The 26,599-nt window shown below is 77.0% G+C and carries 8 protein-coding genes and 4 pseudogenes (1 of these 12 cut by a window edge); 6 read left to right on the forward strand and 6 right to left on the reverse strand.

What is annotated here, in order from left to right; translation table 11 throughout:
* Positions 1-2,196 carry the 3' portion of a condensation domain-containing protein gene (locus C6W10_RS36490; RefSeq protein WP_159104897.1) on the forward strand. 213 nt of this gene lie to the left of the window's left edge, so only the last 2,196 of its 2,409 coding nucleotides appear in the window; its start codon lies beyond the left edge, outside the window; it ends in the stop codon at positions 2,194-2,196.
* Here C6W10_RS36490 and C6W10_RS36495 read toward each other — a convergent pair.
* Together C6W10_RS36495 and C6W10_RS36500 are read right to left on the reverse strand one after the other, a co-directional pair.
* Positions 2,105-2,632 carry a SigE family RNA polymerase sigma factor gene (locus tag C6W10_RS36495; RefSeq protein ID WP_107263497.1) on the reverse strand — a complete coding sequence of 176 codons (528 nt, stop codon included), beginning with the start codon at positions 2,630-2,632 and terminating at the stop codon, positions 2,105-2,107. The genes C6W10_RS36490 and C6W10_RS36495 overlap by 92 nt on opposite strands.
* A gap of 365 nt (positions 2,633-2,997) precedes the next feature.
* The gene (locus C6W10_RS36500) at positions 2,998-4,005 is read right to left on the reverse strand and encodes an IS481 family transposase (protein ID WP_107263498.1); all 1,008 of its coding nucleotides are present in this window, start codon (positions 4,003-4,005) and stop codon (positions 2,998-3,000) included.
* Positions 4,006-4,459: 454 nt separating this feature from the next.
* Here C6W10_RS36500 and C6W10_RS36505 point away from each other — a divergent pair, with 454 nt between their 5' ends.
* A complete protein-coding gene (locus C6W10_RS36505; RefSeq protein WP_107263499.1) occupies positions 4,460-5,155 on the forward strand; it encodes a C39 family peptidase in 696 nt (231 codons plus the stop codon).
* A 1-nt stretch (position 5,156) separates the two neighbouring features.
* Here C6W10_RS36505 and C6W10_RS36510 read toward each other — a convergent pair whose 3' ends face one another.
* Complete coding sequence (locus C6W10_RS36510) at positions 5,157-5,975, reverse strand: SigB/SigF/SigG family RNA polymerase sigma factor (protein ID WP_107263500.1); 819 nt, start codon at positions 5,973-5,975, stop codon at positions 5,157-5,159.
* Between the two features lie 159 nt (positions 5,976-6,134).
* Positions 6,135-7,013: a PD40 domain-containing protein gene (locus C6W10_RS36515; protein ID WP_107263501.1), complete on the reverse strand. Its 879-nt coding sequence runs from the start codon at positions 7,011-7,013 to the stop codon at positions 6,135-6,137.
* On the opposite strand from C6W10_RS36515, the pseudogene C6W10_RS39040 reads away from it, so the two are divergent.
* A pseudogene (locus C6W10_RS39040) lies at positions 6,964-7,815 on the forward strand (AMP-binding protein); the annotation flags it as partial. The gene C6W10_RS36515 and the pseudogene C6W10_RS39040 sit on opposite strands and share 50 nt — an antisense overlap.
* Positions 7,816-7,834: 19 nt before the next feature.
* Here C6W10_RS39040 and C6W10_RS37720 read toward each other — a convergent pair.
* Positions 7,835-7,948 (reverse strand): annotated as a pseudogene (locus C6W10_RS37720) (transposase); the annotation flags it as partial.
* Between the two features lie 3,190 nt (positions 7,949-11,138).
* Between C6W10_RS37720 and C6W10_RS39065 the strand changes: the two are divergent.
* Positions 11,139-11,786, forward strand: a pseudogene (locus C6W10_RS39065) (hypothetical protein); the annotation flags it as partial.
* A 2,977-nt stretch (positions 11,787-14,763) separates the two neighbouring features.
* On the opposite strand, the gene C6W10_RS37730 reads toward C6W10_RS39065, so the two are convergent.
* Positions 14,764-15,072, reverse strand: coding sequence for a hypothetical protein (locus C6W10_RS37730; protein WP_159104898.1), 309 nt, complete (start codon positions 15,070-15,072; stop codon positions 14,764-14,766).
* A gap of 512 nt (positions 15,073-15,584) precedes the next feature.
* On the opposite strand from C6W10_RS37730, the pseudogene C6W10_RS39865 reads away from it, so the two are divergent.
* Together C6W10_RS39865 and C6W10_RS39575 are read left to right on the forward strand one after the other, a co-directional pair.
* A pseudogene (locus C6W10_RS39865) lies at positions 15,585-15,695 on the forward strand (hypothetical protein); the annotation flags it as partial.
* Between the two features lie 42 nt (positions 15,696-15,737).
* The gene (locus tag C6W10_RS39575) at positions 15,738-16,580 is read left to right on the forward strand and encodes a hypothetical protein (RefSeq protein WP_369938734.1); all 843 of its coding nucleotides are present in this window, start codon (positions 15,738-15,740) and stop codon (positions 16,578-16,580) included.
* Positions 16,581-26,599 lie beyond the last annotated feature (10,019 nt).

Raw genomic sequence — 26,599 nt, forward strand, 5'->3', positions numbered from 1 at the left:
CTACTGGCGACCCAGTTGCTGTGGCGACTACAGCAGCAGCACGGAATCGACCTGCCGGTCCGGGTGGTCTTCGAGGCGCCGACGGTGGCCCGGCTGGCGAGCGCGCTGGACGCCGCCGAGACCGGTACCGCGACCGCGATCACCGCCGTGGCCCGGGACGGCGAGCTTCCGCTGTCGTACGCGCAGCAGCGGCTCTGGTTCCTGCACCAGCTCATGCCGAGCGGTTCGGCGTACCACATGCAGTGGACCGCGCGGCTGCGCGGACGTCTCGACCTCGCGGCGCTGGACCGCGCGGTGACCGCACTGGTGGCCCGGCACGAGGTGCTGCGGACCAGGTTCACCGTGCTGGCCGGCCGCCCGAACCAGGTGATCGACGCACCGCGACCGGTGACCGTGCCGGTGACCGACCTGACCGGCGTGCGGCCGGAACAAGCCCGCCGCGACGCGGCCCGGGCGGTCCGGGTCGAGGAGTCGGCCACCCCCTTCGACCTCGCCACCGGGCCGGTCCACCGAGCCCGGCTGGTCCGGCTCGGGCCCGAGGAGCACCTCCTGGTCTGGACCATGCACCACATCGCCGGTGACGGCCGCTCGATGAACCGGCTCTCGACCGAGATCGCCGCGCTGTACCGGGCCGAGCTGACCGGTGCGCCGAGCGGCCTGCCCGAGCTGCCGGTCCAGTACGTCGACTTCGCCGCCTGGCAGCGGGACCGGCTCCAGGGGCCGGCCGGGGAGGCCGCGCTCTCCTACTGGCGCGAGCAGCTCGCCGGGGCCGAGCAGTTGGAACTGCCCACCGACCGCCCGCGCGGGGCGCTGCGCACCGGCGGCGCGGTGCACAGCTTCGAGCTGGACGCCGAGCTGGTCGGGCGACTCCGGGAGCTGGGTGGCCGGCACGGCGCGACCCTGTTCATGACGTTGCTCGCCGGCTTCGCCACGCTGCTGCACCGCTACACCGGGCAGCGGGACTTCACCATCGGCTGCCCGGTCTCGGACCGGCACCAGGCCGAGACGGCGAACCTGATCGGCCTCTTCCTCAACGTACTCGTGATGCGGGTGGACTGTTCCGGCGACCCGAGCTTCGCGGAGCTGCTGGAACGGGTACGGGACACCGCGATCGAGGCGTACACGCACCAGGAGCTGCCGTTTGAGGTGCTGGTCGACGAGCTGAGCCCGGAGCGGGACCTCGCCCGTAACCCGCTCTACCAGGTCGACTTCCAGCTGCATCCCCGGTTCACCACCTCCGAGCTGCTGGACCTGCCCGGACTGGAGATGACCGACGAGCCGGAGATCCCCACCGACAGCGCGGTGGTCGACCTCTCGCTCTATCTGGCGGAATGGGACGGCCGGGTCAGGGGCGACCTCCGGTACCGCACCGATTTGTTTGATGTGGGGTCGGTGGAGCGGTTGGTGGGTTCTTTTGTGGTGTTGTTGGGTTCGGTTGTTGGTGGTTCGGGGTTGGGGTTGTCGGGGTTGGGGTTGTTGTCGTCGGTGGAGCGGGGGCGGTTGTTGGGGTGGGGTTGGGGTGGGGTGGGTGTGTTTGGTGGTGGGTTGGTGCATGAGTTGTTTGAGGGTGTGGTGGGGCGGTGTCCGGGGGCGACGGCGGTGGTGTGTGAGGGGGTGTCGTTGTCGTTTGCGGAGTTGGATCGTCGGGCGGGTTTGGTGGCGGGGCGGTTGCGGGGTTTGGGTGTTGGTCCGGAGGTGTTGGTGGGGTTGTGTGTGGGGCGTGGGTCTGACCGGAGCAGGTGCGGTCCGTCGCGTCAGCGGTGTCGGCTCGGGAACCGTCGTTTACCTGCGCGTTCGCCCCGGCACCGAGCTGTCCCATATACAGAACTGACGCTGCCGCCGAAGCCGCGCGACGGTTGGGACGGCAGCGGTGGCGCCGGCGCGACCGTGAGCCGGTCCGTCGGCGGCGCGGGACTGGTCACCGCCGGCGCCAGTCGGACCGCGAGCGTGCCGACCAACGCGAGCGCGACAATCGCGCTGGCGCCCGTCAACAATCCCCGGTTGCGTCGGAGCCGCCTGGAACGGGTCAGCGCGCCGCCGAGGAGGTCCGCCGGCTGCGCCTGGTCGCCGATCCGCGCCAGGCTGTCGCGCAGCAGGTCGTCGTTCACTTCCCGGCCCCCTCTGTCGCCCGCAGTTCGCCGAGCTCGGGCACAAGTTTGCGCAGGCGCTCCAGGGCCCGCACAGTCTGGGTCTTGACGGTGCTGACCGACACCCCCAACATCTCGGCCGCCTCGGCCTCCGTGTGGTCGTCGAAGTAGCGGAGCACCACCACGGCGCGCTGCTTGGGACTGAGCGACCGTAGCGCGCGCTCGACCGTTATCCGCCGGGTGATCGACTCGGCGTCCGTCCGGCCGAGCTGGTCCGTCGATTCGGGAAGGTCACCGGGCAGTTCCTCGGCCACCCTGCGCCGCCGCCACCAGGAAACCTGCAGGTGGTACATCGTCCGGCGGGTGTAGGCCTCGGCGTTGTGGGTTTCGCGCAGCCGCGACCAGGCCCGGTGGGTCCGGGCCAGCGCCTCCTGCACCAGATCCTCGGCCAGGTGCTGGTCACCGGTCAGCAGAAAGGCCGACCGGAGCAGAGCGTGACTCCTCGCCCTGACAAAGGCCGCGTACTCGTCGTCGCGGGTGCCCATACCTGATCCGATCGACGGCGGGACGGCTGCGGCCCGTGAGTGTAGGTAGAGCCGTCCAGTTGCGAGCCGGCTTGGAAGGCCGGCGTAGCCCAGCCCTCGCCGCTCGGAACCGCTCGTCGACCGACCGGCCGTTCGGCCGAGTGAAGGATGACCGAACGGCCTGTCGCCCGACCGACGCCGGCTCGACGTCTTGGGATGTGCACAGGACGTGCGCGCCGGCCGGCGAACCTCCACTGTGATTCCCAGAACGGAAGTCCAGCCATGACCACACCGTCTTCACACCGTGTCGCGCGCCGAACCGCCTGCTCTGCCGCCGGGCTCGTCGCGGCCTCGGCGCTCCTGCTCACCGCTGCCTGCGCGTCCGATCAGGAGCCAGCAAAATCGTCGGCCCCACCGGCCCCGGCCGTGTAGGGACCAGCATCGTTGTTGACGCGGCTGATGGGTGGTTGGCCTCCGAGTGCGGTGTGTCCGCGATGGTGGTTGTAGGTGTGGATCCAGGTGGGTAGAGCGTCGGCGCGGTGTTGGTTGCTGGTGTAGGGCTGTTGGTAGGCCCATTCGTCGAGGAGGGTGCGGTTGAAGCGCTCGGCTTTGCCGTTGGTTTGTGGTCGGTAGCGGCGGGTGAACCTGGCTTGGGCGCCGAGGTCGGTCAGGGCTTGGTGCCAGGCGTGGCCGCGTCGGTAGGCCAGGGCGTTGTCGGTCATGACTCGTTCGATGTCGGTGATGCCGAGGGTGGCGAAGTGTCGGGCGGCGCGGCGGAGGAAGCCGGCGCAGGTGGTGGTCTTCTCGTCTGGGTGGATTTCGGCGTAGGCGAGGCGGGTGTGGTCGTCGACGGCGCAGTGGACGTAGTCGAAGCCGACTCGGGTGCTGGTGCGGGCGCGGCGGTGTTCGATGCTGTCGCGGCCGTGGATCTTCCAGCCGCCGCCGTCGCGGAGGCGGCCGAGTTTCTTGACGTCGACGTGGATGAGTTCGCCGGGGCGGTCGCGTTCGTAGCGGCGTACGGGTTGGCCGGTGGGCCGGTCCAGCCAGGCCAGGCGGTGCAGCCGGTGACGGGTCAGGATGGCGTGCACGGTGGAGGCGGCAAGGGCCACCAGTGGGGCGAGTCGGCGGGGGCCGAGTTTGCGGCTGGTTCGCAGGTGGCAGACCTGCTGCTCGACCTCGGTCGGGGTTTTGCGGGGGTGCCGGTGGGCGGTACTGGGCCGGTCGTGCAGGCCGGGGTCGCCTTCTGCCCGCCACCGGGCCAGCCACTTGTAGCCGGTGGCGCGTGAGCAGCCCAGCTCCTTGACCACGTGCGCGACTGGCCGGCCCTGATCGATGACACGCGTGATGAGCAGGCGGCGGGCGTACACGGTCAGCCGGGCGTTACGGTGGGCCATAGAGACCTCCGGTAGGTATGGGCGTCAGCACCTCACACCTCGCCGGAGGTCTCTCCATGGATCAAGCCGACACGCCGTCAACAACGCTCATGGTCACTACACCCGGGTGTCCGGTTTTTGGTCATGATCGGGTGGTGGGTGGGGGCGGATCGCGGAACACCGGGCCGGTGGCGGTGGTTATACCCGGCGTACGTCCGCAGCAGCAGTCCCCGGCCTGCCGGGTCGGTAGGAGTTGGTTTGCGGGCGGCCGGTGACCGGCCCCGGGAATGACGGGCGGTCGGCGTCGGTTACATCTGCCTGGCACCCCGGGTAGCGGGAACGGTCCCCGACCGTGAACCCCCCTGGCCTGTGTTGGGTGTCGTTCTTTCCCCCGGAACGTGGTTTTCGGGTTTCTTTCCTTTCGACGCGCCGCGGGTGCGGTGTTGTCGTTCCCCCGGAATGGAAGGCGACCATCATGACTTTCGTCAAGCGATGGCTACCGGCCATCACCGAGACTCCGATGCGTAAGACCGCGCTGGGTATCGCCGGACTCGCCGTTGTCGGTGGCGCGTTCGCCGGCCCGGTGATCGCGATGGACACCCCGACCACGGGGTCGCCGACCGCCGCGTCGGTGACCGCCGACATCAAGCAGATCGACAAGCGGGCGCCGTCGAAGATGCTGGACTACCAGTACAAGGCGCAGGAGAACTTCTACTACTGCGCGCCCGCGGCGACCCGGATCGCGCTGTCGGCGCAGGGACACACCCCGTCGCAGGACGAGGTGGCCAAGCAGCTGGGTACGACCGAGGCGGGTACGAACTCGGCCGAGGACACCACCCGGGTCCTCAACTCCGCCGGTGGTAAGGGCTACCAGACGGTGGCGATCCCGGACAGCACCGCCAAGCCGGAGCAGATGGACCGGCTCCAGGTCGACATCGTCAACGCGATCGACGCCAAGCGTCCGGTGGTGATGAACATCAAGGGCACCGCCACCGACGTCAACGGTGTACCGCACTCCTACGAGGGCGGGCACTACCTGACGGTCGTGGGCTACGACGACCACGGCCGGAAGGTGAAGATCGCCGACCCGGCGAACCCGAACCAGAGCGAGTACTGGATGAGCACCATCACCCTCGCCAACTGGGCCGCCGAACGCGGATACTCCGCATAACTCAGTACGTGTCGGCGAGTTGGCCGCGGAGTTTGGTGAGGGCGCGGGTGAGGAGGCGGCTGATGTGCATTTGGGAGACGCCGATTTGTTCGGCGATTTGGGATTGGGTGAGGTTGCCGTAGAAGCGGAGGGTGAGGATTTTCTGTTCGCGTTCGTCGAGGGTGGCCAGGGCGGGGCCGAGGGCGACGCGGAGTTCGGCGAGTTCGTATTCGTTGTCTTCGCTGCCGAGGAGGTCGCCGAGTTCGGTGGTGCGGTCGCCGTCGCCGGTGGGGGTGGACAGGGAGACGGCGTTGTAGGCGCGGGCGCCTTCGAGTCCTTCGAGGACTTCTTCTTCGGTGAGGTTGAGGTGGGTGGCGATGTCGGTGATGGTGGGGGAGCGGCCGAGGGTTTGTAGGAGGTTGCTGTTGGCTTCGCTGATGGCGAGGCGGAGTTCCTGGAGGCGGCGGGGGACGCGGATGTCCCAGGTGCGGTCGCGGAAGTGTCGTTTGAGTTCGCCGATGATGGTGGGGATGGCGTAGCCGGCGAAGTCGACGCCGCGGGTGGGGTCCCATTTGTCGATGGCTTTGATGAGGCCGACGGCGGCGGTTTGGATGAGGTCGTCGGTGGGTTCGCCGCGTCCGCTGTAGCGGTGGGCGAGGTGGTGGGCCAGGGGGAGCCAGGCTTCGATGGCTTTGTCGCGGAGGGCGGGTCGGGAGGGGTGGTGGGTGGGTAGGGCGGTCATGGCGTGTAGGAGTTCGGTGGCGGTGTCGTTGGGGGTGGGGTGGTCGGTCCGGGTGGTGGCCGGGACCGTGGTGGTGGTGGGGGCTGTGGTGGTTGTCATGGTGGTCCTCCCTGCTGGGTGGGCGGGGGTGCGAGTTGTTCGGTGGTGGAGGTTCGTTATGTGGTGGTCGGGTGGTGGAGGTGTCGTGTGGCTGTTCAGGCATCACCTTAGCCCGTTGGTATCGGAGGATGCTAGCCGAACGGCTGATGTATAAAACGGTTAGTGGGGGGTGTGGGTGAGGAGGTGGAGGTTTCGGGTGGTGGTGGGTTCGGTGAGGTGGGTTTTGGTGGTGTGGTCGGGGTTGAGGAGGGTGAGGTGGTGGGTGTTGCCGGTGCGGGTTCGGATGAGGGTGGTGTTGTCGGGTTGGTAGTGGATGGCGGTGATGGTGCCGGTGACGGGGAGGCGGATGGTGGCGCCGGTGTGGGTGTTGATGGTGGTGTTGGCGGTGAGGTCGCGGGCGATGTCGCCGTCGTTCTGGTCGCCGGTGCGTTGGTTGACGGCGATTTTGCTGCCGTCGGGGGAGATGCTCAGGGGGTCGCAGCTGCGTCGGCGTTGTGGGTTGGTGGTGGTGTCGGGGCTGCCGAAGGTGGGGGTGATTCTGGCGTTGCGACCGGTGTGGTCGGCGGTGCCGATTTGGCAGGTGCCGGTGGCGTAGCCGAGGTGTCGGCCGTCGGCGGACCAGAGTGGGTGGATGGCTTCCGGGGGTTGTTTGGCGAGTGGGGTGAAGGTGGTGGTGGCGATGGTGAGGGTGCCGAGGGTGGTCTGGTGTGGGGTGGTGCTGCGGGCGACGAGGAGTTTGCGGGAGTCGGGGGACCAGGCTGGTGAGTAGCCGTGTTGGATGCTGTGGCGCATGACGGTACGGCGGTGGTTGCCGTCGCGGTCGGTGACGATGACGTTGTCGTTGTGGTCGATGTAGGCGATGTGGTTTCCGTCGGGGGAGACGTTGGCGTTGTGTGCTCCGGTGCTGAGTACGGTGTGCAGTCCGGTGCGGGTGAGCCGGAGTAGGCGTTCGCCGTCGGTGTAGTAGAGCGTGCCGGGCAGTCCCGGGATGGAGAGTTCGGCTGGTGGTCGGGGTGTCCCGGCGGGTGACCGGGGCACGGCCGCCGACGACGACGGTGACACCGACGGCGACGCGGAGCCGGATACGGGTGTGTCGGTGGTGTTGACGCAGGAGGGTTTGTTGGGGCGGTTGCCGGTGGGTGTGGGGGTGGAGGTGTTGTGTTTGGATCGTGATTGGGGTTGGTTCGAGTCTGGTGTGGGGTTGGTGTCTGGTGGGTCGGGGGCGGGTCCGGAGAATGTGGCGTATGTGATGTACACGTCGGGGTCGACCGGGCGACCCAAGGGTGTGGTCATCCAACACGGCGGCCTGGCCAATTTCGCGCACGAGTTGCGCTGGACCCCCAAGGACCCCGTCGGGCGGGTCGCGCTGAACGCCTCGATCGCCTTCGACCAGTCACTGGACACCCTGCTCGCGCTCTGCCACGGCTGGGAGATCGTGATCGTGCCGGAGAGCGTACGGCTCGCACCGGCGGACTTCCTCGGCTGGCTGGCGCGCAACCCGGTCGACGTACTGGAGACGACCCCGAGCCAGTTGGAGCCGCTGCTCCGGCAGGGCCTGGCGAAACTGCCCGAGCCGCCGTCGACGATGCTGGTCAGCGGCGAGGCGATCGACTCGGCACTGTGGAAGCAACTGTACGAGCTGACCGACATGACGATCTGGAACTCGTACGGCCCGACCGAGTGCACGATCGACACGACCGTCGCCCGGATCGGCGACTCACCCCAGCCCAACATCGGTCGGCCGATCGCGAATATGCGGGTGTTGATTTTGGATGAGTGGTGGGAGCCGGTGCCGGTGGGGGTGGCGGGTGAGGTGTTTTTGGGTGGGGTGGGTTTGGCGCGGGGTTATTGGGGTCGGCGACGTGCAGCGCGTAGTTCAGTTGCCGGTCGCCTGTACGGGACAGGCGGTGCAGTGGGATGTCAGCGGATGACACTTCTAACGGCGCGACGCCGCGGTACGAGGCGAACGCGGACGGCTGGCTCTTATATAGATCTGACGCTGCTGACGAAGACGGCTACTCATGTGTATAAGGCACGTCAGTTGCTCGACTAGCTGCACCAGCAAGTCCGGATCGGCGCGCGTAGTGTGGTCGGCTCGTTCGCCTCCGACGAGGCGCACCTGCCGGTTCGCCATCTGAGCTGGAGTCGGTGGGCTGGGTAGTAGGTCATATCGCCCACAAACGCACTGCCCGGTCCTGTATCCGGGAGCGATCGTGCTGCTGAGCGACGCCGGTGGCATCCGGACGACGCCGAGGGAAGCTGTCTTCTATACACTTCTGACGCTGCCGACGATACGACGTGAGTAGTAAAAAAGACACTCCTTCCCGGACCGAAATCGCTATCCGCAAAAAACCGCATGGGGTGACCCACAAAAAGTATTAAGGGGTGGGGTAGGGCCGGTCGCTAGCGGAGCAGGGGATGGAGGACCCGGGACGGACCGGGGTTCAGGGATGGTAGGCTCAGCATGTGGCGGGCTGCGGGAGCGGGCGGCGACTGCGTAGGTGTGGCGGGCGGGGGGGACGGTGGCGGTGCGGTCGGGTGGGGCTGAGGGGGTGGGTCCGGGGGCGGGGGGGTGGGGGGGGGTGGGGGGGGTCGGGGGGGGGGGGGGGGGGGCGGCGGGGGGGGGGTGGGGGGGGGCGGGGAGCGGGGGGGGGTGGGGGTGGTGGGGGGGGGGGGGGGAGTGGGGGGGGGGGGGGGGGGGGGTGGGGGGCGGGGTGGGGGGGGGGGGGGGGGGGGGGGGGGGTGGCGGTGGGGGGGGGGGGGGGGGGGGGGGGGGGGGGCGGGGGGGGGGGAGGGGGGGGGGGGGGGGGTGTGGGGGGGGGGGGGGGGGGGGGGGGGCGCGGGGGGGGGGGGGGGGGGGGCGGGGGGGGGGGGGGGGGGGGGTTGGGGGGGGGGGGGGGGGGGGGGCGGGGGCGGCGGCGGGGGGGGGGGGGGGGGGGGGGGTGGGAGGGGGGGGGGGGGGGGCGGGAGGCGGAGCGGAAGCGTGGTCCGACCGCGGCGCGAGGGCGGCCCGGGAGGGGGGGTTGGTCGGGGACGGCGGCGGGAGTCGCCCGGCGAAGTGGCGGCGCCACAGGCCGGAGCCGGCGGCCAGCAGCAAGGTGGCCAGCGCCGGGACGGAACCGCTCAATGCGGCGTGCTGCACCACTACAGACTGTTCGTGCCCCAGCAACTCGCCCACCTGCCCGCCCGTCCCCCGCTGCACCGCATCGCGGCCCCGCCAGCGCCCGCACCCCTCCGCCACCGCCGCCGCCACATCCGCTACCCCGCCCACCGTCCCCTCCCTCCCCGCCTCCCCCGCCCGCGCCCCCTCCTCCCCCGTCTCCGCCGCCAACGCCTCCCTTCCCCCCCCCCCCCCCCCCCCCACCCCGCCCCCCCCCCCCCTCCCCCCCTCCCTCCCCCCCCCCCCCCCCCCCCCCCCCTCCCTCCCCCCCCCCCCCCCCCCCCCCACCCTCCCCCCCCCCCCCCCCACCCCTACCCCCCCCCCCCCCCCCCCTCCCCCCCCCCCCCCCTCCCCCACCCCCCCCCCCCCCCTCCCCTCCCCCCCCCCCCCCTCCCCCCCCCCACCCCCCCCCCCCTCCCCACCCCCCCCCCCCCCCACCCCCCCCCCTCCCCCCCCCCACCCCCCCCCCCCCCCACCCCGCCCCCCACCCCCCCCCCCCCGCCCCCCCTCCCCCCCCTCCCTCCGTCCTCCGACCGACTCTACCGCCCTACCCCCGCCTCCTATCCACCTCACCCCCTTCCCCCATCCGCCCCCCCCTGGCCACCCTCCGCCGCCCGACCCCCACACGAGCCAACCCCCCGTTCTCCCCGGCCCATCACCCGCAACCCCCCTTAACCTCTTCTGGTGGTACTTCTCTCCTCCCCCCTCCTCCACCTCTGTCTCATCCCTTCTTCCCTCTTTTTCTGCCCCTTTTCCTCTCACCCCGTTCCCCTTCCCCTCCTCTTTTCTTCTGCCCTCTCCTTCGCCTTCCCCGTCGCCCCCTTCCTCTTCCTTGCCGCCGCTTCCCCTCCCCTCCCCCCTCCCCCCCCCCCTCCTCCCCCCCCCCCCCCCCCCCCCCACACCCCCCCCCCCCCCCCCCCCCCCGCCCCCCCCCTCCCCCCCCCCCCCCTCCCCCCCCCCCCCCCCTCCCCCCACCCCCCCCCCCCCCTCCCCCCCCCCCCCCCCCCACCTCCCCCCCCCCCCCCCCCACCGCCCCCCCCCCCCCGCCCCCCTCCCCCCCCCCCCCCCCCGCCCCCCTCCCCACCCCCCCCCCCCCCCTCCCCCCCCCCCCCCTCCCCCCCTCCCCCCCCCCCCCCCCCCCCCCCCACCACACCCCCCCCCCCCCCCCACCCCCGCCCCCCCCCCCCCCGCCCCTACCCCCCCCCCCCGCTCCCCCGCCCCCCCCCCCCCCCCCGCCGCCGCCCCCGGCACCCGCAGGCCACCCGCGCGCCCCATCGCCACCCGCCAGAGCCCCCCAGCCACGCCGCCCTGCACCCGCCCCCCCCACAGCACCAGCCCGTCCCCCCCCCTCCCCCCACCTCCCCCCCCCCCCCCCCCCCCCCCCCCACCCCCACCCCCCCCCCCCCCCCCCCCACCCCGCCCCCCCCCCCCCACCCCCCCCCCCCCCCCCCCCCCCCCACCCCCCCCGCCCCCCCCCCCCCCCCCCCCCCCCCCCCCCCCCCCCCGCCGCCCGCCCCCCCCGCCCCGCCCCCCCCCCCCCCCGCCCCCCCCGCCCCCCCCCACCCCCCCCCCCCCCCCCCCACCCTCCCGCCCCCCCCCCCCCCCCTCCCACCCCCCCCCCCCCCCCCCCCCTCCCTCCCCCCCCCCCCCCCCCCCCCCCCCACCCCCCCCCCCCTCCCCCCCCCCCCCCCTCTCCCCCCCCGCCCCCCCCCCCCCCCCCTCCCCTCCCCCCCCCCCCCCCTCCCCCCCCCCCCCCCCCCCCCCCTCTCCCCCCCCGCCCCCCCCCCCCCCTACCCCCCCCCCCCCCCCCCCTCCCCCCCACCCCCCCCCCCCACCCCCACCCCCCCCCCCCCCCCACCCCCTCCCCCCCCCCCCCCCCACCCTCCCCTGCTTCTCCCTCCCCCCCCGCCCCTCTCGCCCTTTCCTCCCCCTCCCTCTCTCCTTCTCCTCCTTCTTTCTTCCCCCCCCCCCCCTCCTTCCCTTTCCCTTCCCTTTCGACCATCATGAACACGACTCTGTTCAGCCGATGGCTCCCGGCCATCGAGCAGACTTCCCTGGTTCGTAGGACCGCTCTGGGTGTTGCTGGTCTGGCGTTCGTCGGTGGCGCTGTCGCCGGCCCCGCCGTGGCCGCTCACGCCGCCCCCGAGCACGTCGCCAGCCCGGTGTCGCAGTCGGTCATGGCCGACAAGGACCACAAGGGTGACAAGAACGACAAGGACCGTAAGAGCGAGAAGCGTGACAAGCGCGAGGGCAAGGATCGTAAGCCGTCGCGGGACAAGCTGGTCCCGCACGGTGCGCAGGGTAAGCAGTCGCGGATTGCGCTGTCGGGTGAGCAGTCCGACAACGTCAAGGCGATCGTGAAGGCCACCAAGAAGGCCGGTCTGGACGAGCGTGCCGCTGTGATCGCCGTGGGTACCTCGTTGCAGGAGTCGAAGCTGGAGAACCTGGGTCACCTGGGTGACCGCAACGACCACGACTCGCTGGGCCTGTTCCAGCAGCGACCGTCGTCGGGTTGGGGCTCGCCGGAGCAGATCACCGATCCGGAGTACTCGACCATCGCGTTCCTCAAGGGCCTCAAGCAGGTTGACGGTTGGCAGGACCTGCCGCTGACCGTGGCCGCGCAGAAGGTACAGGTCTCGGCCTACCCCGACGCGTGCGAGGCTCGACGGGTTCGGTCGGGCTTGCGGCGCGGGAGACTACCGGTGCGGCTGTCTCTTAGAAACATAAAGGGGGGGGGGGGGGCGGTGTGGGGGGGGGGAGGGGGGGGGGGGGGGTGGTGGGGGTGTGTGGGGGGGGGGGTGGGGCGGGGGGGGGCAGGGGGGGTGTGGGGGGGGGGGGGAGGGGGGGAGGGGGGGGGGGGGGAGGGGGAGGGGGGGGCGGGGGGGGGGGGGGTGAGGGGGGGGGGGGGGGGGGGGGGGAGGGGGGCGGGGGGGGGGGGGGGGGGCGCGGGGGAGGGGGGGGGGGGGGGGGGGGGGGGGGCGGGGGGGGGGGCGGGCGGGGGGGGGGGGGGGGAGGGAGGGGGGGGGGGGGGGCGGCGGCGGGGGGGGGGGGGGGGGGGCGGGGGGGGGGGGGGGGGGAGGGAGGGGGGGGGGGGGGGAGGGGAGGGGGGGGAGGGAGGGAGGGGAAGAGAAGAGGGAGAAGAGAGAAAGGAGAGAGAAGGAGAGGGAGAGAAAAGAGAAAGAAAGAAGGAGGAAGGGCGGAAGAGAAAGATGAGGATAAGAGACAGGTGGAGAGACAGGCGGAGGAAAAGAGTGGAAGCGAAGAAGAAGTACAGGAAGAGGAGAAGGGAGAAGACGAGCGAGCAGGAGAAGAAGGGGGAGGAGGGGGAGGAGGGAGGAGAGAAGAAGAAGAAGAAGAAGCGGAAGAGGAAAGAGAGGAGCAAGAGGGGAGACAGGAGAAGAGAGGGCAAGGGGGGGGGGGGGAGGGAGGGGGGGGGGGGGGGGGGGGCGAGGGAGGGGGGGGGGGGGGGGGGGGGGAGGGGGAGGGGGAGGGGGGGGGGGGGGAGGGGGGGGGGTGGGGGGGGGAGTGGGGGGGGGGGGGGGGGGGGGGGGGGGGGGGAGGAGGGGGGGGGGGGGGAGGGGGGGTGGGGGGGGGGGGGGGGGGGGAGGAGGGGGGGGGGGAGGGGGGGGAGGGGGGGGGGGGCGGGGGGGGGGGGGAGGGGGGGTGGGGGGGGGGGGGGGAGGGGTGGGGGGGGGGGGGGGGAAGGGAGACGGGGGCAGGGGGGAGGGAGAGGGGGGGCGAGGGGAGTGGGAGGGGAGGCGGGGGGGGACGGGAGGAGGGGGGGGGGGCCGGGGGCTAGCGGAGCGGCCGACGGGACGGGTGGGGGTGGGGGAGGAGGATGGAAGACGGCAGCCCGGAGGAGCAGAAGAGCAGGGCACAGGAAAAGACCGACAGCATAGCGCTTCGAGCCCATTAGAGTACGTTGTTCAGTGGCGTAGATGGGTAGAAGAGACAGAACCCACGGCCCCCGTCCCGCACGCGGCTGCCGGCCGGCCCGCCGACGGCAGCTCGCCGGCGGCAGCCGGTCACCCAGCGCCGCATCCCCCCACCCCGCCGCGCAGCGCCTGGCGCGCGCCGGCCGGACCGCACCACCCGTTCCCCGACTGCCGGGCGCGCACCACGACGCACGCCCCCCGGTCCCCGCCCCCAGCACACAGCCAGCGCGGTCCCCACGCGTCGCACCCGCCCCCCCACCGCACCGCCCGGGTCGCCCACACCGCCACTCGCCTCCAGCCCGAGGCGGCCTCCCCGCTCGCCACCGACCCCCCCCCGCCGCACCCCCCCCCTCCGGCCCCGCTCTGCACCGGCATCCCGCCGCACCCCCCGGCGCTGGCTCCCGCCGACCTCTCGACCCTTTCCGGCCTGCCCGCCCCAGCTCCGGGCCCCCCCCCCCCCACCGCCCCCGCCCCCCCCCCCCCCCCCCCCACCCCCCGGGGGGGAGAGGGGGGGGGGGAAGGAGGAGAAGGGGGGGGAGAGGAGGGAGAGGAAAGGAGAGGGGGGGAGGAGGGGAGGAAGGGAGAGGGAGGGGGAGGGGGGGAAAGAGAGGGGAGGGAGGGGGAGGAGGAGGAGGGGAGGGGAGGAGGGGGGGGGGGGGGGGGGGGCGAGGGGGGGGGGGAGGGTGGGGGGGGGGGGGGGGTGGGTGGGGGGGGGGGTGGGGGGGGGGGAGGGGGCGGGGGGGGGGGGGCGGCGGGGGGGGGGGGGGGGTGGGGGGGGCGGGGGGGGGGGGGGGGGGGGGCGGGGGGGGTGGGGGCGGGGGGGGGGGGGGGGGGCCGGGGGGGGGGGGGGCGGGGGGGGGGGGGGGGGGGGGGGGGGGGCGGGGGCGGCGGGCGGGGGGGGGGGGGCGGGGTGGGGGGGGGGGGGGGGGGGGGGGGGAGAGGGGGGGGGGGGGCGAGAGCGGGGGCGGCGGGGATGGGCGGTGGCGGCGGCGGGCCGCTGTCAAACGCACACTGGTGGCCGACCGGGTGGTCGAAGGGCGGCGGCGAGAAGCGTACGCCCAGCTCGGTCAGGGACGTGGGGGTGTGTGGGGGTGGGGGGTGGTGCGCGAGGGGGGAGGGGAGGAGGGGGTGGGGGTCGGGGGGGGCGGGGGGGGGGGAGGGGGGGGTGGGGGGGGAGGGGGGGTGGGGGGGGGGGGGGAGGGGGGGGGTGGGGGGGGGGGTGGGGGGGGCAGGGGGGGGGGGGGTGGGGGGGTGGGGCGGGGGGGGGGGGGGGGGCGGGGGGGGGGGGGGGGTGGGGTGGGGGGGGGGGGGGGGCGGGGGGCGGGGGGGGGGGGGCGGGGGGGCGGGGGGGGGGGGGGGGGGGGTCGGGGGGGGGGGGGGGCGGGGGCGGGGGGGGCGGCGGGCGGGGGGGGGGGGGGGGGGGGAGGGAGGGGGGGGGGGGGGGGGTGGGGGGGTGGGGGGCGGCGGACCTGCGGGGGGGCAGGGATGGTGCGGCTCGCGTCGGGTACGGCGGGGGGCAGCGGAGGGCGGGAGCGGCGGGTGGAGCCGGCGGGGAGGGATGCCTCGGCGTGCGGCGAGTGGGCGGTGAGCGCGTGGTAGGGGATGCGGCGGACCGGCCGTGCGTCGGGCTCGGGGGTGTCGGCGCCGTCGGTACCTCCCCTTCCACCCTTGGAAATCAATCCTCCCCTTTCCTCTACCCTTCTCCTCCTCTCCCCCCTACTGATATCCTTCCTCCTCTCCCTCTTTCTCCTTTCCCCCCTCCTCCCCCCCCCCCATACCTCCCCTCTCCCCCCCCTCCCGAGATTTCTGTCTGTCTCGTGGGCTCGGATATTTGTATATGATACTGCAGCCAGTCCTGCTCGATACGGCCTTGCGCGCCGTACTCGCGGATGTACTCGCCGACGTACGGCACGTGGTCGCTCGACAGCGCCGTGCTGCTGGCCCCCCTCTCTCTCCTTTTTTTTTTCTCCTTCTCTTCCCCCCCCTTCCTCTTCTTCCCCATCCTCTCTTTCTTTTTCCGTTCCCTTCCCCCCCCTTCTTCCTCTCCCTCCTTTTCCCCCCCCCCTCCCTCCTTCCCCTTCCCTCTTTTCTCCCCTTCCCCTTCTTCCCTCCCCTTCCCCTCTTCTCCCCCCCTTTCACCTTTCCCTCCCCCCTCCCCCCCCCCTCCCCCCCCCTCCCCCCCCCCCCCCCCCCCCCCCCTCCCCCCCCCCCCCCCGCCTCCCCCCCCCCCCCCCCCGCCGCCCCCCCCCCCCCCCCCCCCACTCCCCCCCCCCCCCCCCCCGCCCGCCCCCCCCCCCCCCCCGCCCCGCCCCCGCCCCCCCCGCCCCCGCGCCCCCCCCCCCCCCCCCCCCGTCCGCCCGCCGCACCCGCCCGCTCAACCGCCCGCCCGGCCCCTCCGCCCCCCCCCCGCCCTGGCTGGGCTAGCCGCCGCCGCCGCCGGCCTCCGCCCCCCCCACCCCACTCCCGCACCCCCCGGCCGCCGCCCCCCAGCGCTCCGCGCCCCCCCGTCCCGACGGAATCGGTCGGCCGATCGCGAATATGCGGGTGTTGATTTTGGATGAGTGGTGGGAGCCGGTGCCGGTGGGGGTGGCGGGTGAGGTGTTTTTGGGTGGGGTGGGTTTGGCGCGGGGTTATTGGGGTCGGCCGGGTTTGACGGCGTCGCGGTTTGTGCCGGATCCGTTTGGTGGTGTGGTGGGTGGTCGGTTGTATCGGACTGGTGATGTGGGTCGGTTCCGGTCTGATGGTGTGGTGGAGTTTTTGGGTCGGGTGGATGAGCAGGTGAAGGTGCGGGGTTATCGGGTGGAGCCGGGTGAGGTTGAGGCGGTGTTGGTGGGGTTGGTGGAGGTGTCGGAGGCGGTGGTGGTGGTTCGGGATGATGGGGTGTCGGGTCGGCGGTTGGTGGCGTATGTGGTGCCGGCGGTGGTGGGGGTGACGCCGGGGGTGTCGGTGTTGCGGGCGGCGTTGTCGCGGGTGTTGCCGGAGTACATGGTGCCGTCGGTGTTTGTGTGGTTGGCGGCGTTGCCGTTGACGGCGAATGGGAAGTTGGATCGGCGGGCGTTGCCGGTGCCGGTGGAGCGTCCGGAGTTGGAGCGGGGGGCGGGTGGGGGGGGGGGCGGGGGGGGGGGGGGGTGGGGGCGGTGGGGGTGGTCGGGCGGGCGGTGGCGGGAGCGCGAGAAGCGGGCGGGGGGGGGGGGGCAGGAGCGGGACCGGTGGGCGCGGGGGCGGGGGGGGTGCAGGGGGGCGGGTCGGGGGGTCGCGGCGGGGGGGGTGCGGGGCGCTGGGCGCGGCGTCGTCGTCGGCGGGGGGGGTCGCGGCGGCCGCCGCCGAGGCGGGGAGCCGGGGCCGTTCGGGACGGGCGGGCCGGGCGATCTGGAGGGGGATCGCGGCGGGCAGCCGGGCCGGCACGGTCGCCAACCGGCGGACCCGCCTCCGCGAGAAGCCCCGACACTGAGCGTGGCAACGATGGGGCGGAGAGGCGAAGACAAAAAATGCGCCGCCCGACGGCGGTGACGGACACGCCCACCCTTGCACGCCTCTCACGCATGCCCGCCGCGACGGCAGCACCGCAGAACCGCGACGACGCACTGCACCGCCACCGCACCCCATGACCCCACAACACGCGCGCACCTACACCAACCAACGACGACAACCGGAAGAACTGTCCTTTTCCTTCTCTTTGTTCCTCTCTTCTCCGCTTACTGCTCTTCTTTCCGCCCTCTCCCGTCTTTTCCCATCTTTTTCTCCCCCTTCCTCCCTCCCCTCCTCTCTTCGCCCCCTTCTCTGTCGCTTCCTCTCTTTCCCCTCGCTTTCCCTCCTTCCCTCCCTGCTCCTGCCTCCTTCCCCCCCCTCCCCCCCTCTCCCCCCCCCCCCCCCCCCTCCCTCCCCCCCCCCCCCCCCCCACACCCCCCCCCCCCCCCCCCCCCCCCCCCCCCTCCCCCTCCCCCCCCCCCTCCTCCCCCCCCCCCCCCCCCCCCCCCCCCCCCCGCCCCCCCCCCCCCCCCCCCCGCGCGCCCCCCCCCCACCCCCCACCCCCCCCCCCCCCCCCCCCCCTCCCCCCCCGCCCCCACCCCCCCCCCCCCCCCGCCCCCCCGCCCCCACCCCCCCCCCCCCCCCCCGCCCCCCCCGCCCCCGCCCCCGCCCCCGCCGCCCCTCCCCCCCCCCACCCGCGCCGCCCTGCCCCCTCCCCCCCTCCCCCACTGCCCGAACTCCCCGCCCCTGCATCCACTCCCTGGAGGTCACGCAGCCGGTCGCGCAACGTGGCTGCCCCGCCCTCAAACTCCACTAGTTGGAAGGCGAATGCTTCTTATACCCATCTGACGGTGCCGACGTGCTCCCCCAGCCGGCCGCCCCGCTCCCCCGCCCGACCCGCCGCACCCAGCAGCGCCGGACTCCCACCGCCACCCCCGTCCCCCCCGGGCACGCCGGCCGCCGCCCCCCGACCCGGCCGCCCGGGCCCTGGCCACCGGCGCCGGCCGCGCGACCCCCCCCTCCGCTGCCACCCTCGACGCTGGACCGACTCGGGTCGCCCGCCCACCTCGCGCCGCCCGCCCCTGCACACCCGCGCACACGCCCCCCCCCCCCGCGGCAGCCCCCGCACCAGCCGCAGCCCGACCCGCCGCACCCCACGCCCACGCCCCCCGCCCCGCCCCCTGCTCCTCGACGGTGCGGTACGCCCCGTCCCGGCCACCCCCACCCACCTGCCCCGGCCCTGCGAGGTCGGCACCCGGTATCCGCCGCAACCCGCGGCGCCGCCCCCGGCGCCCGCCGCTACCCCCACCACCCGCACCACGCAGACACCGCCCCCCGCCCACTCTGTCCCCTCCCCACCGTCTCACCCCCCCATCCTCCCCAGCCTTCACCTCCCCCCTCTCCCCTTCTCCCACTACCGCCGCCTCCGTACCCTACCGGCTGTTCCCTTTGTTCCCTTTCGCTGGGGGCGATTCCTACCCCTTCGTCCACTCCTCTTGCGCCCAGGTGTTCCCCTCTGTATCCCCCTCCGTCCCGCCGCCTCTTTACGTTTCCCCCTTCGCTCCCCCCCCCCTCGCCCTTGCCTCCTTTCTCCTCCCCCCCCCCCCCCCCCACCCGCCCCCCCCCCCCCCCCCCTCCCTCCCCCCCCCCCCCCCCCACCCTCCCCCCCCCCCCCCCCCCCCTCCCCCCTCCCCCCCCCCCCCCCCCCCCCTCCCCCGCCCCCCCCCCCCCCCGCCACCACACCCCCCCCCCCCCCCCACCCCTACCCCCCCCCCCCCCCCCCCCCCCACCGCCGCCCCCACCCCGCGCACCGCCGCCACCGCGCCCCAGCCGGCGGCAGCGCGCCCACCCGCCCGCCCGCAACCCCCCGCCCACCCCGCCACCGCCCCCACCCCAGCCACGGCCCACCCGCCGCCAGCGCCAGCACGGGCCGACCCCCGCGGCGACGAGACGAGCGCGGCGCCCGCGCACCACGGCACCACCGGGGTGGCCGTGGTGCGGGGGTGGGGGGGGCGGGGCGGGGGGGGGGGGGGGGGGGGCGGGCGGGGGGGGCGGGGGGGGGGGTGGGGGGGGGGGGGGGCGGGGGGCGGGCGGGGGGGGGGGGTGGGGGGGGGGGGGGGGAGGGAGGGGGGGGGGGGGGGTGGGGACATGGTGGGGGACGCCGGGGGGGGGGCGGAGGCGGGCAGGGAGGACGGAGGCGAGGGGGCCGGCGGCCGGGGCGGGGCGGGGGGGGCGGGGTGGGGGGGGAGGGGGTGGGGGCGGCGGGGACGGCGGGGGGGGAGGGGTGGAGGGCGGGGCGCGGGGGGGGGGGGGGGGGGGGTGCGTGGGGGTGCTGGGGGTAGGGGGCGGGGGGCGGGGAGCGGCGCGGCGGGGGGGGGGGCGTGGCGGGGAGCGGGGCGGGGGGCGGCGCGGCGGGGGACGGTAGGCGCCGGGGGGTGGCACGGGGGGGCGCGGTGGTCAGGGGGGGGGGGTGCGGCGCGGCGGGTTCGGGCGACGGGGCGGGGGGGGCGATGGTCGGGGGCAGGCAGTGGGCCCTGCGCGCCCCCCTCCTGGCCGCCCCGCACGCCGCCGACCTCTTCCCCGCCACCCTGCGCCACCACGTCGCCGCCCCCGCGCCCCCCCGCCCCCACGTCCTCCCCCCGCTGCCCGCCGCCGACCTCGCCGCGCTGCCCCGCCCACTGCCCCCCCCCCTCGCCCCGCTCCCCCCCCACCCCCCACCCCCCCCCCCCTCCCCCCCTCCCCCCCCCCTCGCCCCCCCCCCCCCCCCCCCCCCCCCCCCGCCCCCCCCCGCCCTCCCCCCCCCCGCCCCCCCCCGCCCGCCCCCCCCGCCCCCCACCCCCCCCCCCCCGCGCCCCCCCCCCCCCTCCCCCCCTCCCCCCCCCCCCCGCCCCCCCACCCCCCCCCCCCCACCCCCCCACCCCCCCCCCCCCACCCCCCGGCCCCCCCCCCCCCACCGCCACCACCGCACCCCCCCACCAGCCACCACCCCCCACCCCCGCCCCCCCCACACCCCCGCCTCCACCAGTCCCCGCCACCACCCCCCCACCCCCACACCACACGCCCACTACCCCCACAGCACGGATGGCGCGGACCGGGCACCGGCGGCCCTGCCCCCTGAATACTGGTCTCCGTAACTTCGACGCGTCCCGTGTAGGCAGCGTCCGGTGTCGTATAGACAGCAGAAGCAGCCGGTCAGCTTACGGTGTTTCTGCCTGTCTCGTGGGCTCGAGGATGTGTATAAGAGTCAGGTTCCGGACCGTGGTGTCCGGCGTGGTGGCTGTCATGGCTCAAGACTGTCGGTGCCGCCGCTTAACCGGCAGCCGCGCGCCGCACGGTTCGACCATGCGGATCGCATGGTTTGACCGCTCTTGCTCCCTTCCCTTCCCTCCTTTCTTCCTCCCCTCCGCCTCTCCTCCTCCTCCCCTTCCTTTCCCCCCCCGTCCACCTCCTCCTTGCCCCCCCCCTCCTCCCCCTCCCTCTTCCCCTTTCCCCCCCCCCTCTCCCCCCCCCCCTTTCCCCCTCCCCCTTCCCCCCCCTCCCTCCTCTCCCCCCCTTCCCCTCCCCCCCCCCCCCCCTCCCTCCCCCCCCCCCCCCCCCCCCCCCCACACCCCCCCCCCCCCCCCCCCCCCCTCCCCTCCCCCCCCCCCCCCCTCCCCCCCCCCCCCGCCCCCCCCCCGCCCCCCCTCCCCCCCCCCCCCGCCCCCCTCCCCACCCCCCCCCCCACCCCGCCCCCCCGCCCCCCCACCCCGCCCCCCCCACCCCTGTCTCCCCGCCCTCCGCCTCCTCTCCCAGCTCCCGGCCGACGCCTAGCCCCCCCCCGGCTCTCCCCCCCTGCCCACCGTCGCGGCCTCCTCCCTCACCCGCCTACCGCTCCCCCCCCCGCCCACCGCCCAACCCCCCGATCCTTCCCGCTCCCCCCGGACCGCGTCTTCATCTGCTACGACGCCGACGAGCTGCCGCCGACGGCGGCTCTCACCTCCGAGCAGCTCTGGCCCGGCTGGCCCGGCTCGACCGTCGTCCTGCTTGACCGCCCGGCCACCCTGCCGGAGCCGACCCGCACCGGGCCCGCCCGCGGCGCACCCGCCCCACTCCGCTCCCCGCCCCGGCGCTCCGGCGGGGCGCCCGCAACCTGCGCGCGGGCCCCGTTCCCGGAGGCCGCGGGCGACCGGCGACCCCGCGGCCCTCGGCCGACCCGGGACTGGCGGGGCCGGCCCACGTGACGACCCCCGGCCGCCAAGGGCCCGCCACCCCACGCCGCTGGCCACCCCCCCGCCACCCCCATCACCGACGCCCCATCCCCGAACACCCTCCCGCTCCTACCCCCTCCCCCCGCCACGCCCGGGCGCCCCGGCCCAGGAGCCCCCCCCCCCGCGCCCACCGCCCCGCCGCCCACCTCCCGCCCCCCCACCCCCCCCCCCCCCGCCCCCCCCCCCCCCCCCCCTTCCACACCATGCCCGAGGGCACCGCTCTCACCGTGACCACCGTCAACCTCACCCCACCCGTTCCGTGGCCTCTGCCCCGTTTCTACCAGCGCCTCCCCGACCGGCACCTCACCGAGGAGGCGCCTGCCTCGGTACCGACGCCTGACCCGGCCCGGCCAGCGGGCACCGCCCTCCCCCCCCAGCCCGCCTACCCACCCCCGCCCCCCCCCCCCCTCCCCCCACCCCCCCCCCCCCCCACACCCCCCCCCCCCCCCCCCCCCCCCCCCCCGCCCCGCCCCCCGCCCCCCCCGCCCCCCCCCCCCCGCCCCCCCCGCCCCCCCCCCCCCCCCACCGCCCCCCCCACCCCCCCCCCCACCCCACCTCGCCCACCCCCCGCCCCTCCCTCGCCCCCCCTCACCCACCCCGCGACGCCGCCACCGCCACCCGGCCGTCCCGCCGCCGCCCGCCCCCCGCCCACCCGCGCGGCCACCGTCCACCCACCCCCCGTCACACAGCCCCCCCCGCCCACACCGCGTGTCCCACCCTCACCCCCAGCCACCTGCCCTTCGCCCTCCGCACCCCCTGCTCGGTGCGCCGGCCCCTCCCACCCTCCTGCATGCCGCGCCCCGCCCCGCCCAGCCGCTTCCCGCCCCCGCCGCCGTCCCCCACGCCCAGCCCGACCCGCGCGGACGCGACCACCGCGCCCACCCGGGCGCCGCCGCGCCCCCCCGCGCGGCCCTCCCGCCGCCGCGCGCCCCCGTGCGTCCCCCCCCCCCCCCCCTCCCACCCCCCCCCCCCCCCCCCCCCCCGCGCCCCCCCCCCCCCCCCCCCCCCACCGCCCCCCCCACCCCCCCCCCCCACACCCCCCCCCCCCCCCCCACCCTCCCCCCCCCCCCCCCCCCCCCCCCCACCCCCCCGCCCCCCCCCCCCGCCCCCCCCCCCCCCCACCCCCACACCCCCCCCCCCCCCCGCCCCCCCTCCCCCCCCACCCCCCCCCCCACCCCCCCCCCCGCCCCCCGCCCCCCCACCCCCCCCCCCCCACCCCCCCCCCCCGCTCCCCCCCCCCCCCCCCCCCCACCGCCCTGTGGGAGGTGTGGGGGGCCGAGCGGGGGGGTGGGGCCGCGAGGGCGGGGGCGGGGGGCGGGGGGGGTGGGGGGGAGGGCGGGGGTGGAGGGGTGAGGGGGGGGGGGGGGGGGGGAGGGGGGGGCGGGGGGGGGGGGGTGGGGGGCGCGGGGGGGGGCGGGGGCGGGGCGGGGGGGGGGAGGGGGGGGGGGCGGGGGGGGGGGGGGGGGAGGGGGGCGGGGGGGGGGGGAGGGGGGGGGGGGGGGGGGGACGGGGGGGGGGGGGGGGGGGGGGGGGGGGGGGCGGGGGGGCGGGGAGGGGGGGGGGGGGGGAGGGGAGGGGGAAGAAGGGGGAAGCGGAGCAGGAGGGGAATGGGCGTGGACGGGGCGACCGGGTGGGCGGCGGACATCGAGGAGAGCGGGCGGGAGATGTAGGTGGGGCGGGACAACGGGGGTGGGGAGACAGGGCGGACCGGCGCCGGACGCGCCCGCGGGGGGGCGACGGCGACCGGGACAACGGGGTCGTGCGCGGAGCGCAGGGCGGTGTCAGTACGGGGGGGGGGGGGGGGGGGGGGGGGGGGGGGGTCGGGGGGGGGGGGGGGCGGGGAGGGTGCGCGGGCGATGTGGCGGTCGGTGGGGTCGGCGGCACAGGGTGTAAGGGGGAAGAGCGGTCGCGGGTCGGGGGGTACGGCGGGGGACGGGGGCCGGGGTACGTCGGTTGGGGCGGCGAGGAAGGCGAGGTACACCAGCCGCTTCGGCGGGGGGGGGAGGTGTGGGGAGGTGACAAGGGCAGGGAGGTCGGAGGTGGGCGGGGAGTGAGGGGCCGGGGGGGGGCAGGCGGTGGGCCGGCCGGGGGGGCAGTGGGGCAGCGCCGGGGCGCAGGGGCGGGGGTGGCGGTCCGGGAGCGGCAGAGCGTGCGGGGGGGCCAGGGCGCGGGGTGCCCCGCCGGGGGGGGGGACCGCGCCGGGCAGCGGGGCCGGCGGGCCGGGCAGGGGATGCCAGCCGGGTCGGCGCGGACGGACCACCCGTACGTCGGGCAGGGCGGCGGGGAGTGGGCGCCGCGGGAGCAGTTCCTCGACGAGCCCTTACTTTCCTCCCCCCAATCTCCCTTTCTCTCCTTGTTGTCCTTTCCTTTCCCCTCTTTTTCTCCCTTCCTGCCCTCTCCCCCTGCGTTCCCATCCGGCCCTTCCCGCTCCCCTCCTCCGATTCCCCTCCGTCTTCCTTTCTCTTATCCCCCTCTCCCCCTTCCGCCCTTCCTCCTTCTTTCCCCCTCCCCCTCCTCCCCCCCCCCCCCCCCCCCCCCCACCCCCCCCCCCCTCCCCCCCCTCCCCTCCCCCCCCCCCCCCTCCCCCCCCCCCCCCCCCCCCCTCCCCCCCCCCCCCCCTCCCCCTCTCGCTCTATCTTCCCATCCACCATGTTCCTACTCCTCTCCAGCACCCCCTCTCGGACCCTACTCCTCCGAACCCACGTCATCATTATATCTTCCTCCCTCTTCCTTCACCACTATTCCACTCGTCCTCCACCACCCTACTCCTCTCCTCTTGCTCTACCCCTCCACCGCCACCCTTCACCATTCTCCCCTATCGCCTTCATCACATCCCCATCACTCTGGGTGGGGGGGGGGAGGGGGGGGCGGGGGGGGGGGGGGGGGGGGGGGGGGGGGGTGGGGGGGGAGGGGGGTGGGGGGGGGGGGGCGGGGGGGGTGGGGGGGGGGGGGGGAGGGGGTGGGGGGGGGGGGGGGGCGGGGGGGAGCGGGGGGGGGGGGGCGGGGGGGGGGTGGGGTGGGGGGGGGGGTGGGGGGCGGGGTGGGGTGGGGGGGGGGGTGGGGGCGGGGGGGCGGGGGGGGGGGGGGGGGGGCGGGGGCGGGGGCGGGGGGGGGGGGGGGGGGGGCGGGGGGGGGGTGGTGGGCGGCGCGGGCGGGGGGCGCGGGGGCGGACGCGAGGCGCGGGTGGGGCGCGGGGCGGGGGTGCCGAGGCGGAGCAGGCGCGGGGCCGGGTGGTCGGTGTCGGGCGGGATCGCGGCCCGACTGGCCGGCGGCGACCAGGTGCGGGGGGCGGGGGCGTTCGCCAAGGAGTACGGCGCCCGCGGGCTGCTCGGTGCCGGGAGCTGGTCGTTGGGGGGCGGGGACGGGGCATATGCGTTAGGAGTTCGGTTTGGTGTGTAAGAAGTGTATGTAATAGGCGGGTGGTTGTAGGAATGTGTGCGGGGAAAGTGGTAGAGGAGACAGGAGGAGGAGGGGAAACAAGTAGGGTTTGCGTTGAAGCTGAGTGGGGATTAGAGGTGTATAAGGGGCAGCCGTACTCCTGGTCCGCCTCGGTCGCCGGGGTCGAGGCCGGCGCCCCCGTGCGATGACCGATCAGTCGACGGCGTACGGGATCAGCTGTCTCTTACACACACCTCACATACAAGTCAGACTGATCCCCCACTCCTCTTAAGTCCTGTCGCCCCCACTCTTCCTCTTGTACACCTCTTACTCTTCGCCCACGCTGCGCTACCCACATCCTCCTCAGTCCACTAGTCGTGCGCCAAGCCCTCATGCTAACGACGGGGGTAAGCGCGGACGCTGTGCGGCTCGCGGGGAGTCGGGCCCGGCCGGCGGGGCCGATCGCGCGCAACGGCCGCGCCCGGGTGGGGGCCGGCGGAGGGGGCCGTGGGTCCGGCCGCGGGGGGCGGGCGGGGCGGCGTGGGCGCGTGCGGGGGGGGCGGGCGGCCCGGGGGGGTGGGGGGGCGCGCGGAACGAGTGGGGCGGGGCGCGGGGGGGGGGGGGCGGGGTGGCGGGGGGGGGGGGGGGGGGGTGTAGGGGGGGGGTGGGGGGGGGGGGGGGGGGCGGGGGAGGGGGGGGGGGGGGGGCGGGGGGGTGGGGGGGGGGGGGGTGGGGGGGCGGGGGCGGGGGGGGGGGGGGGGGGGGGGGGTGGTGGGGGGGGGGGGGGGGGGGTGGGGCGGGGGGGTGGGGGTCGGGAAGGTGGTGGTGGTGCGCGGGGTGGAGGGGGGGGGGGGGGGGAGGGAGGTGGGGGTGGGGGGGGGGGGCGGCGTGGGCGCGGGCGGGGGGGAGGAGGGGAGCCGTCGCGGGGTGCCGGGGGTGGGGAGGCGCGGGCGGGGAGCGGCGGGGGGGGGCGGGGTGGGGGGGTGCCGGCGGCTGGGGGGGGGGGGCGGGGGCGGGGGGGTGGGGGGGGGGCGGGCGGGGGGGGGCGGGGGGGGGGGGGTGGGGGGCGCGGGGGGGGGCGGGGGGGGGGGGGAGGGGGGGGCGGGGGGGGGGGGGGGGGTGGTGGGGGGGGGGGGGGGGGGGGGGTGGCGGGGGGGGGGGGGGGGGGGGGGCGGGGCGGGGGGGGGGGGGGGGGGGGGGCGGGGGGGGGGGGGGGGGTGGGGGTGGGGGGGGGGGGGGGGGTGTGGGGGGGGGGGGGGGGGGGGCGGGGGGGCGTGGCGCGGTGGGAGGGGGCGGAGGGGGGGGGGGGGAGGCGGGGGGGGGTCGGTGGGGCGGGGGCCGCGGCGGCCGCGGAGCTCGGGTGGGGGTGGAGGGGCGGCAGCCGGCGACGGGCGACCGGACTGGGGGGGCACGGCACGGGGACGGGTCGAGTTGCCAGTGTCGTGAGCAGGGTGGCTGTGCGTTGATGCGTGGGGTGCGGAGTGGAGTGGGTTGGCACCGGTGGATGGTGATGGGTGTCGGTCGTGGGGAGGGGGGGGGGTGGGGGGGGGGTGGGGTGGGGGGTGGGTGGGGGGGGGGCGGGGGGGGGGGGGGCGGGGAGGGGGGGGGGGGGGGTGGGGGGGTGGGGTGGGGGGGGCGGGGGGGGGGGGGGGGGGGGGGTGGGGTGGGGGGGGGGGGGGGGGGAGGGGGGGGCGGGGGGGGGGGGTGGGGGGGGGGGGGGGGGGGGGAGGCGGGGGGGGGGGGGGGGGTGTGGGGGGGGGGGGGGGGGGCGTGGGCGGGGAGGAGAAGGACCAGGGGGAGCTAGGCGGGCGGAAGCAGCGCGGCGAGAAGAGCGTCGAGGAGGAGGTCGGCGGCGAAGGAGAGGGAGACGGCGTAGGTGTGGGCGGGGAGAAGGATAGGGGTGAGGTAGAGAGGGAGAAGTGGGGCGAACGCGTCGCGGCTGGTGGTGGCGCGGGCCGAGGGGGGGTGCGACGCGAGGGGGTGGTGCGGGCGGACGGGGGCGGAGGGCGTGGGTGCGGTCGGCGGGCGGCATGAGCCGGGGGCCCGTGGCGCGGGGATGCGGATCGAGGAGAGGGGCGGCGACAGGGAGCGGTTGCGCGAGGACGTGCGGGGCGGGTGGGGCAGCGAGCTCGGCGGCACGCAGTGAGGCCGGCGGGGCGGGGGCGGGGTGGGGGGGGGGGTGGGGGGGGTCGGGGGGGGGGGGGGGGGGGGGCGGGGCGGGGGGGGCGGGCGGGGGGGGGGGGGGGGGCGGCGCGGGGGGGGGGGGCGAGGCCGGGGGGGGGGCGGGCGACGACGCCGACGACGGCCACTGCTACCGGGCGGGGGCCCGGTCGGTCGGCGAGCGGTCAGGGGACGCCCCGAGCGGGAGGACCGTCGGCTGCGCGTCCCACGCCGCGATCGGCACCGCCGACGGGCAGGGAACGGTCGTCGACGGCC

Source organism: Plantactinospora sp. BB1 (genome assembly GCF_003030385.1).
Taxonomy (GTDB): domain Bacteria; phylum Actinomycetota; class Actinomycetes; order Mycobacteriales; family Micromonosporaceae; genus Plantactinospora.